The following is a 9,054-nucleotide window of genomic DNA, read 5'->3' on the forward strand; positions in this document are numbered from 1 at the left end:
CAACAAAGCCAAGCACTTCTTGAGCCGCGATATCGTCGACTTTGATAACAACGCCATCAATCTCGTAAGCCAGAGCATCACGACGAGTCATAATATCTTGGTAATAGGCTTTCACGTCTTCAAGAGAGGTCAGTTGCTTAGTCTCAGGGCACATAGGTAAGCCCCAGCCTTTAAGCTGTAAGAAGCGTTGGTAGTGACTATTTGATAGCTCAGCGCCTTGTACAACACCGACACTGTATGCGTAGAAAGCCAGCGGACGTTTCGCAGTAATACGAGAATCAAGCTGACGCAGGCTACCTGCGGCGGCATTACGTGGGTTAACAAAGACTTTCTCGCCTTTCTTTAACGCCATCTCATTCAACTTATCGAAACCCGCCTTTGGCATAAACACTTCGCCACGAACTTCAATACGCTGCGGCCAGCCTTCACCTTGTAACTTAAGTGGAATAGAGCTGATCGTACGCACGTTTTCAGTGATGTTTTCACCCGTCGCACCGTCACCACGTGTCGCAGCCTGAACTAAAGTACCATTCACGTAGAGTAGGCTAACTGCAAGGCCATCAAGCTTAGGTTCACAACAGAAAGTCTTCAGGTTTGCGGTTGGCGCTCTATCAGACATTCGCTTATTGAACGCATCCAAATCTTCATCAGAGAAAGCATTGTCCAGAGAAAGCATTGGGATCTCATGAGTCACTTGAGTGAAACCATCGAGAGGCTGACCACCAACGCGTTGGCTCGGAGAATCTACCGTCACTAGCTCTGGATTCTCTTCTTCGATCTTTAGCAATTGTTGCATTAAGCGATCGTACTCGACATCAGGGATCTCAGGGCTATCTTCTACGTAATAACGAACGGCGTGATAATGCAGAGTTTCTCTTAACTGCTCTAAGGTAACTTGAATCGATTCTTTCATATCATTCTCTATCGTGATTGAAATATCAAAAAGGGCTCCCTTAGGAGCCCTTTTCTATAAATATAGATTATTTACAAGGCTAAACAATACGGCTAGGCATTCGATGCAGTCATAAAGTCTCTGATTTGCTTGCGGTAATCAGATAAACGGTTTGGTGTCATTAAGTTGCGTGACTCATCCAACACGTTTCCGCCCATATCGTCGGCAATTTTCTGCGCCGCACTCAGCATCACATTGAAGTTTTGGTCAGCTTGACCGTAACAAGGTAGCGTCATAAAGAACGAAATACCTTTCGTCGTGAAATCAGCTGGGTCGTCATGTTCTAAAGTACCCGGTTGCATCATGTTCGCTACGCTGAAAATAACCTTTGGAGCGTCTGTAGATTGTGTAAAGCAGTGGTAGATAGACATCTCACCATAAGTTAAACCGTTGCTCTCCATGCTGCGGAAAAGTTCAGTACCCACGAATGGGATCTCTCCAGCACAATGAACATTAAGAACGATAACTTCTAAGCCAAGTTCTTCATCTGGCTTAGTTTCTTCAACAGGCACACTTTGCGGAGTCACGACTTCTTTCGCAACAACGGGCTCTCGTTGAGTAAGCGTTTCGTTTGGAACGACTGGCTCATCAACTGTCTCAGAAGGTTCTTCAAACGAACCGTACTGCTCTTTAAAGCCGGCATGGTTTTCTTTTTGCTCGTCAGTCAACTCAAAGCTTGGAACTTCAGGCTCAACGACCTTCTCTTCCTCAATCACTTCAGGTTCACTTTCAACCTTAATTGGGTCTTCTACGCTGAAAGAAGGAAGATCATTCAATTCGATGTCATCTTCGTAAGCTTCTTTCGCTTGTGGCGCTGTTAGCGGATCTGAGTCGATCAGCGGATCAGTCTCAGAGGGTGAAACAGCAAAATCCGGCTCTTTACGTTCTTTTCGGATTATCTCAAAATCATCTTCTGGGGCGAATGAACGGTTTGGGATAGTTTCTGCTTCATCTAAGCTGTCGTTATCAAGCTTACCGAGCGGCTTATCTCCAAACTTTGCTTTCCCTTCTTTTTTACTCGTCCATAGACCATGGAACAATAATGCGGCGATAGCTAATGCGCCAACAATAATGAGTACAAATCGCAATTCCTGCATTTTTCGCTCTCAGCTTTCTTAGTCAACTAGCTATAAACACGCTGTCACTAAGTTGGGTTAATTTGGCTAATCTCACTACTCTATCAAAAGTAGCCACTGTTTTAGAACAACTTAATACAATTAGTTCCTTACATGGTGTGATTTTCACCACGCTTTTTTTCTTAATTTCGGTCGAGTACACTAGACATGTTTGCTATTTAACCAAATTCACATGTGACCTAATTTAAATATGACTATTGAATCTGTTCCCCGCTCCGGCTTTGGCTATTTTATTTTCGGAATAAAAATCGCTTTATCACCGAGCATTCGTAAGTTTGTACTAATGCCACTTATCGCGAACGTGTTACTCGTTGGTGGTGCCTTGTTTTATATCTTCTCCAACCTAAACACTTGGATTGAAGGTTGGATTGGTGCATTGCCAAGTTTCTTGTCGTGGTTGTCATACATTTTATGGCCACTGCTTGTGTTAACCGTTTTGGCCACGTTCTCGTATTTATTTAGTACGCTCGCTAACTTTATTGCCGCACCGTTCAACGGTTTACTCGCGGAAAAAGTTGAAGAGTTGTTGAGTGGTGAAAAAGTTAATGACGATGGTTTACTTGATGTTCTCAAAGATACCCCACGTATATTAGCGAGAGAATGGCGCAAGCTTGTCTACATTCTGCCAAAAGCGATCGGTTTATTCCTGCTTTTGTTAATTCCAGCACTAGGACAAACCGTTGCACCGTTTTTATGGTTCATTTTCACAGCATGGATGTTAGCGATCCAATACGCCGACTACCCATTCGATAACCATAAAATCAAGTTTGATGACATGAGAAACAATTTGAAACAAAAACAAGGCAAGAGCTACAGCTTTGGCGCGCTTGTTTCTGTGTTCACCACAATTCCAATTCTAAACCTGATCGTAATGCCCGTTGCCGTTTGCGGCGCGACGGCAATGTGGGTTGCTGAGTTTAAAGACCAAGCTCTGCGTTCTCGTCTATAACCCTTCCTACACGCCCTAGTCTCGCCTATCTTTTTGAAGTTCTGATTTCAATATAGATAGGCGTGAATTCTGCTACATATCTATATGATATAACTTTTTAATCCTTTTACCTTTTTTTCAACTTGTTTAATCTAAATTCAAGCTGAATAAACATCGTAAGACACTAGACGGTAAAGTGATTGATATACTACGTTTAGTTCTGTCATTAAATGAAGGAATATCGCATGAGCAAGATCTACGAAGACAACACCCTAACGATTGGTAACACACCTCTAGTCCGCCTTAACAAAGTAAGCAAAGGTAACGTCCTAGCTAAGATCGAAGCTCGTAACCCAAGCTTCAGTGTTAAGTGTCGTATCGGTTCAAACATGATCTGGGAAGCAGAAAAAGCAGGTACGCTTAAGCCAGGTATCGAGCTAGTTGAGCCTACCAGTGGTAACACAGGTGTTGCACTTGCATTCGTAGCAGCAGCACGCGGTTACAAACTAACACTCACTATGCCTGAATCAATGAGCCTAGAACGTCGTAAGTTGCTTAAAGCGCTTGGCGCAAACCTAGTGCTAACTGAAGCACCAAAAGGCATGAACGGCGCGATTGCTAAAGCAGAAGAGATTGTTGCTTCAGACCCAGACAAGTACCTACTACTTCAACAGTTCAACAACCCAGCCAACCCACAGATTCACGAACAGACGACTGGTCCTGAAATTTGGGAAGCAACAGACGGCGAAATCGATGTGTTTGTCGCGGGTGTAGGTACAGGCGGTACTATCACAGGTACAAGTCGTTACATTAAAGGTGAAAAAGGCAAAGCGATCACTTCAGTAGCGGTTGAACCCGCAGAGTCTCCAGTGATTGCACAGGCACTTGCTGGCGAAGAAATCAAACCAGCTCCACACAAAATTCAAGGTATCGGCGCAGGTTTCATCCCTGGAAACCTAGATTTAGAGATTATTGACCGTGTTGAATCGGTAACTTCTGAAGAAGCTATTGAGATGGCTCAACGCCTAATGAAAGAAGAAGGTATTCTTGCAGGCATCTCATCTGGCGCGGCAGTTGTAGCAGCGAACAGAATCGCCGAACTACCTGAATTTGCAGGAAAAACTATCGTTACTGTACTGCCAAGTTCTGGTGAGCGTTACCTAAGCACAGCCCTATTTGCTGGCATCTTTACGGAAAAAGAGAACCAACAATAATATGTGGTCAAATCAATTTTTCGTCCAAAAAAGCCCCGTTTAGGGGCTTTTTTGTTGATCCCTGCCCCACCTTTGGTAATATCGGGTCTGTTTTATTTTTCGCTTCAAAATAAAAGAAGCAATAAACAAATTCTGAAAGTCATGAGTACTCAACAAAAGACGACCATGGCTGGATAAAAATTTATAACCAGTCTAAGTTCTAACACGAACATGGCGTACTAGCCTCTAGCGCATTTGGGCTAAAGCAGTTAAGCTAATCTGGTTACAAACTTACAAAAAATAAATTAATTGGGGTATATAAAATGTACGAGAAGCAAGTAGAAATCACAGCAGAAAACGGTCTTCACACTCGTCCAGCTGCACAGTTCGTTAAAGAAGCAAAATCTTTCGACGCTGACATCACAGTGACTTCTAACGGCAAAAGCGCTAGCGCGAAAAGCCTGTTCAAACTACAAACTTTAGGCCTAGTAAAAGGTACTAACGTTACTATTTCAGCTGAAGGTCCTCAAGCTCAGCAAGCAGTAGACCACCTAGTTGCTCTTATGGATCAACTACACTAATACGGTCTCCTTCTTTCAAAGCCATTTTGCATAGCAAAGTGGCTTTGTTCGAAATAGATAGGAATAAGCGCGACATTAGTCGACGACTTAAAGTCACACACTCTCCCGTTTACAGTTGAACAACTAAGGTAAGGCTATGATTTCAGGCATCCTAGCATCTCCTGGTATTGCTTTCGGTAAAGCACTACTACTTCAAGAAGATGAAATTGTCCTAAACACTCAATCTATCTCTGACGACCAAGTTGAAGCAGAAGTACAGCGTTTCTTTGACGCTCGTAACAAATCTTCTCAGCAACTTGAAGTTGTTAAGCAAAAAGCACTTGAAACTTTTGGCGAAGAAAAAGAAGCAATCTTTGAAGGCCACATCATGCTGCTTGAAGATGAAGAGCTAGAAGAAGAGATTTTAGCACTCATCAAGAAAGACAAAATGCACGCAGACAACGCGATCCACACTGTGATCGAAGAGCAAGCTGTTGCACTGGAGTCTCTTGATGATGAGTACCTAAAAGAACGTGCAACTGATATCCGTGATATCGGTACTCGTTTCGTTAAAAATGCTCTAGGCATCAACATTGTATCTCTAGCAGATATCAATGAAGAAGTTATCCTAGTTGCTTACGACCTAACGCCATCTGAAACTGCACAAATCAACCTAGACTACGTTCTTGGTTTCGCTTGTGACATCGGCGGTCGTACATCTCATACTTCAATCATGGCACGTTCTCTTGAGCTTCCAGCTATCGTTGGTACTAACGATATCACTAAGCAAGTTAAGAACGGCGACATGCTTGTGCTAGACGCGATGAACAACAAAATCATCATCAACCCTTCAGACGCTGAATTAGCAGAAGCTAAGAAAATCAAAGAAGATTTCGAAGCAGAAGCGGTTGAACTAGCAAAACTAAAAGATTTACATGCTGAAACTCTAGACGGTCACCGTGTAGAAGTTTGTGGCAACATCGGTACAGTAAAAGACTGTGACGGTATCCTGCGTAACGGCGGTGAAGGCGTTGGTCTGTACCGTACTGAGTTCCTATTTATGGACCGTGACTCGCTTCCTACTGAAGAAGAGCAATACGTTGCTTACAAAGAAGTAGCTGAAGCAATGGAAGGCGAGTCAGTGATTATCCGTACTATGGATATCGGTGGCGATAAAGACCTACCATACATGGACCTTCCACAAGAGATGAACCCCTTCCTAGGCTGGCGTGCAGTACGTATCAGCTTGGATCGTCGTGAAATCCTACGTGACCAACTACGTGGTATCCTACGTGCATCTGCACACGGTAAACTACGTATCATGTTCCCAATGATCATTTCTGTTGAAGAGATCCGTGAACTGAAAAAAGCAATCGAAGAGTACAAAGTTGAACTTCGCGCTGAAGGCCTAGCTTTCGATGAAGAAATCGAAATCGGCGTAATGGTTGAGACTCCAGCAGCTGCTGCAATCGCACACCACCTAGCGAAAGAAGTATCTTTCTTCTCTATCGGTACTAACGACCTAACGCAATACACTCTTGCGGTAGACCGTGGTAACGAAATGATTTCTCACCTATACAACCCACTATCTCCTGCTGTTCTTACAGTAATCAAGCAAGTGATCGACGCATCACACGCTGAAGGTAAGTGGACTGGTATGTGTGGTGAGCTTGCTGGTGATGAACGTGCAACGCTACTTCTTCTTGGTATGGGTCTAGATGAGTTCTCTATGAGCGGTATCTCTATCCCTAAAGTGAAGAAAGTAATCCGTAACTCTAACTTCGCTGAAGTTAAAGCTATGGCTGACGAAGCACTATCTCTACCTACAGCTGCAGAAATTGAAGCTTGCGTAGAAAAATTCATCGCTGAGAAAACTCAGTAATCGCCAAATGCTTAATAAAGTTAGACGGCTAAAAATAGTCGTCTAATTTGTTAGATTGGTATAGTATATTCTACAGAATAAAACTAAACGTTAGGAGCATGACACAATGGGTCTGTTTGACAAACTGAAAAAGCTTGTATCTGATGACAGCGCTGATGCTGGTGCAATCGAAATCATCGCACCTCTTTCTGGTGAAATCGTAAACATCGAAGACGTGCCAGATGTAGTTTTCGCTGAAAAAATCGTTGGTGACGGCATCGCTATCAAACCAGCTGGCGACAAAATGGTAGCTCCAGTTAACGGTACTATCGGTAAGATCTTCGAAACTAACCACGCATTCTCTATCGAGTCTGACGACGGTGTTGAGCTTTTCGTTCACTTCGGTATCGATACTGTTGAACTTAAAGGCGAAGGCTTCACTCGTGTAGCTGAAGAAGGTCAATCTGTTAAAGCTGGTGACACTATCATCACTTTCGACCTAGCGCTTCTAGAAGAGAAAGCGAAATCTACGCTTACTCCAGTTGTTATCTCTAACATGGACGAAATCAAGGAGCTGAACAAGCTTTCTGGTTCTGTAACTGTTGGCGAAACTCCAGTTCTTAAAGTAACTAAGTAATTTCGATTACTTATCTGCTTTAATTAAAACGCTACCTAAGGGTGGCGTTTTTTGTGCCTGCTATATTTGCTCAAGTTCCTTATAAGACAGTTCTGATTACTACTCCTCACCTTGCTGCAAACAATCCCTCAATAAGCCACACTAATACCCAATTCTAAATTCCCAACATAACCCTACTTTGTTATTAAACCATGTTAAACGCCACCATAAGCGCATATCCCACACGCTAGATCACGTAGTATGATTTTCGACAAGCACCGGTTCTTTGATATCTAATTCCGTTCGATTCTGAGATGGCAATCATCATTGATTCCTCATCTATGCTCTAGGTTATCAGCTTTATCTAGCTTATTGTCTGTCGACCACAACAAGAGCCCTAACATCTGACTTAATTCCAGACCAAAAGCAGATTCCTGATACCTCGTTCTACTCGGTTCTGGAATGACGATTCAAAACTATTGTTTAAATCTGCGTGATTACTTACTCGATCCAGCCTTGCCCATTCAGCTAGCTATAGAGTCACCACACCCCAATTCCCGTAATTCCCTACAGTGAGGAACGAACGCGATAGGGAATCTCGCTTTTGCTCCTGCCTACCAACATTGCACTTTTCTAAATACATACTCGCCAAATAACGGGCAATAAAAAACCCAGCCGAAGCTGGGTCTGTTTAGCGCTCATCTCTCACCACGAGCTAATTTGTGGAAGCCTAACGTCAACACTATTGGTCAACGTGGCTTTTTAATCGATTAACCTAGTAGGCTAAGTGCCGAGTTCGGTGCTTGCTTCGCTTGAGCAAGAATCGAGCTTGAAGCTTGAGAAAGGATCTGAGACTTAGTCATCTGAGTCGTTTCTTTCGCGAAGTCGGTATCTTTAATACGGCTCTTAGATGCATTAACGTTCTCGTTAATGTTGTCTAAGTTGCTGATAGCGTGGTCGAAACGGTTTTGGAAAGCACCTAGCTCAGCACGGTGGCTATCTACATACTTAAGTGCCGCATCGATAACTGCTACAGACTCTTGTGCGCCGCCAACTGATGTTACGTCGATAGTATCAACCGTTACGTCTTTGCCAGGTTGCATGCCTAGTTCGCCAGCCAGGCTACCAGAGAATGCCACTTCGCCTTCAACTTTGTTGTTACCAGTAAACATTTGCAGCTTACCGTCTTCAGTAACAGACGCTTTAACAGAATCTTGTTGACCGTTGATGTACGTTGCTAGCTCTTCGATGTCGTCACCCGCTTTTGCACTGATGTCGATTTCTTGTGCTTGGCCGAAGTTATCAGTGAACGACATTTTCAGGTCGTTAGAGCCTGCTTGAACGTTCCAGTCTTTGTCTTTCGCGTTCTCAGTTTGGTAGCTCTTACCACCCATTTGAGCGTTATCAGAGCGCATGTCTTTCAGTTGAAGCATTACCGCTTCACCGTTGTCCGCACCGATTTGGAATGATTTAGTACCATGAGTACCGTTAAGCAGCTTGTTACCACCAAAAGACGTTGTTTCCGCGATACGGTTTAGTTCGTCGTTCAGTGCTGTTACTTCTTCTTGAATCGCTACACGCTCAGATTTTGAGTTTGAGCCGTTTGAAGATTGTAGAGACAAATCACGCATACGTTGCAGGATGTTAGTCGTCTCGTTCATTGCACCTTCAGCAGTTTGTGCAATTGAGATACCGTCGTTCGCGTTACGCACAGCAACATCAAGGCCGCGGCTCTGAACGTTCAAACGGTTCGAGATTTGTAGGCCCGCAGCGTCATCTTTTGCGCTGTTGATTTTTGAGCCTGAAGC

8 protein-coding genes are annotated in these 9,054 nt (G+C 43.6%); 5 read left to right on the forward strand and 3 right to left on the reverse strand.

What is annotated here, in order from left to right; all coding sequences use genetic code 11:
- Positions 1–913: NAD-dependent DNA ligase LigA (ligA, locus tag IQQ51_RS15060; RefSeq protein WP_228012889.1), on the reverse strand; the 913-nt coding region annotated here is incomplete at its 3' end.
- A 92-nt stretch (positions 914–1,005) separates the two neighbouring features.
- Positions 1,006–2,049 carry a cell division protein ZipA gene (gene zipA / locus IQQ51_RS15065; protein ID WP_193841505.1) on the reverse strand — a complete coding sequence of 348 codons (1,044 nt, stop codon included), beginning with the start codon at positions 2,047–2,049 and terminating at the stop codon, positions 1,006–1,008.
- A gap of 229 nt (positions 2,050–2,278) precedes the next feature.
- Here zipA and cysZ point away from each other — a divergent pair, with 229 nt between their 5' ends.
- From cysZ to crr, 5 genes are all read left to right on the forward strand, one after another.
- Positions 2,279–3,037, forward strand: coding sequence for a sulfate transporter CysZ (gene cysZ / locus IQQ51_RS15070; RefSeq protein ID WP_193841506.1), 759 nt, complete (start codon positions 2,279–2,281; stop codon positions 3,035–3,037).
- 224 nt (positions 3,038–3,261) lie between these two features.
- Positions 3,262–4,230, forward strand: coding sequence for a cysteine synthase A (cysK, locus tag IQQ51_RS15075; RefSeq protein ID WP_017061934.1), 969 nt, complete (start codon positions 3,262–3,264; stop codon positions 4,228–4,230).
- A 302-nt stretch (positions 4,231–4,532) separates the two neighbouring features.
- The gene (locus IQQ51_RS15080; protein WP_004734263.1) at positions 4,533–4,790 is read left to right on the forward strand and encodes an HPr family phosphocarrier protein; all 258 of its coding nucleotides are present in this window, start codon (positions 4,533–4,535) and stop codon (positions 4,788–4,790) included.
- 136 nt (positions 4,791–4,926) lie between these two features.
- Positions 4,927–6,651: a phosphoenolpyruvate-protein phosphotransferase PtsI gene (gene ptsI / locus IQQ51_RS15085; protein ID WP_193841507.1), complete on the forward strand. Its 1,725-nt coding sequence runs from the start codon at positions 4,927–4,929 to the stop codon at positions 6,649–6,651.
- 106 nt (positions 6,652–6,757) lie between these two features.
- Entirely contained in the window at positions 6,758–7,267 is a 510-nt protein-coding gene (gene crr, locus IQQ51_RS15090) for a PTS glucose transporter subunit IIA (protein WP_004737851.1), read from the forward strand.
- A 749-nt stretch (positions 7,268–8,016) separates the two neighbouring features.
- Here the strand turns inward: crr and IQQ51_RS15095 are convergent.
- Positions 8,017–9,054: flagellin (locus tag IQQ51_RS15095; RefSeq protein WP_228012890.1), on the reverse strand; the 1,038-nt coding region annotated here is incomplete at its 5' end.

This window comes from Vibrio sp. OPT18, from assembly GCF_015163615.1.
Lineage (GTDB): Bacteria > Pseudomonadota > Gammaproteobacteria > Enterobacterales > Vibrionaceae > Vibrio > Vibrio coralliirubri.

Excerpts from the sequence above, each read along its gene's own strand:
- zipA (WP_193841505.1), bottom strand. The coding sequence starts at position 2,049 with ATGCAGGAATTGCGATTTGTACTCATTATTGTTGGCGCATTAGCTATC.
- cysZ (WP_193841506.1), top strand. The coding sequence starts at position 2,279 with ATGACTATTGAATCTGTTCCCCGCTCCGGCTTTGGCTATTTTATTTTC.
- cysK (WP_017061934.1), top strand. The coding sequence starts at position 3,262 with ATGAGCAAGATCTACGAAGACAACACCCTAACGATTGGTAACACACCT.
- IQQ51_RS15080 (WP_004734263.1), top strand. The coding sequence starts at position 4,533 with ATGTACGAGAAGCAAGTAGAAATCACAGCAGAAAACGGTCTTCACACT.
- ptsI (WP_193841507.1), top strand. The coding sequence starts at position 4,927 with ATGATTTCAGGCATCCTAGCATCTCCTGGTATTGCTTTCGGTAAAGCA.
- crr (WP_004737851.1), top strand. The coding sequence starts at position 6,758 with ATGGGTCTGTTTGACAAACTGAAAAAGCTTGTATCTGATGACAGCGCT.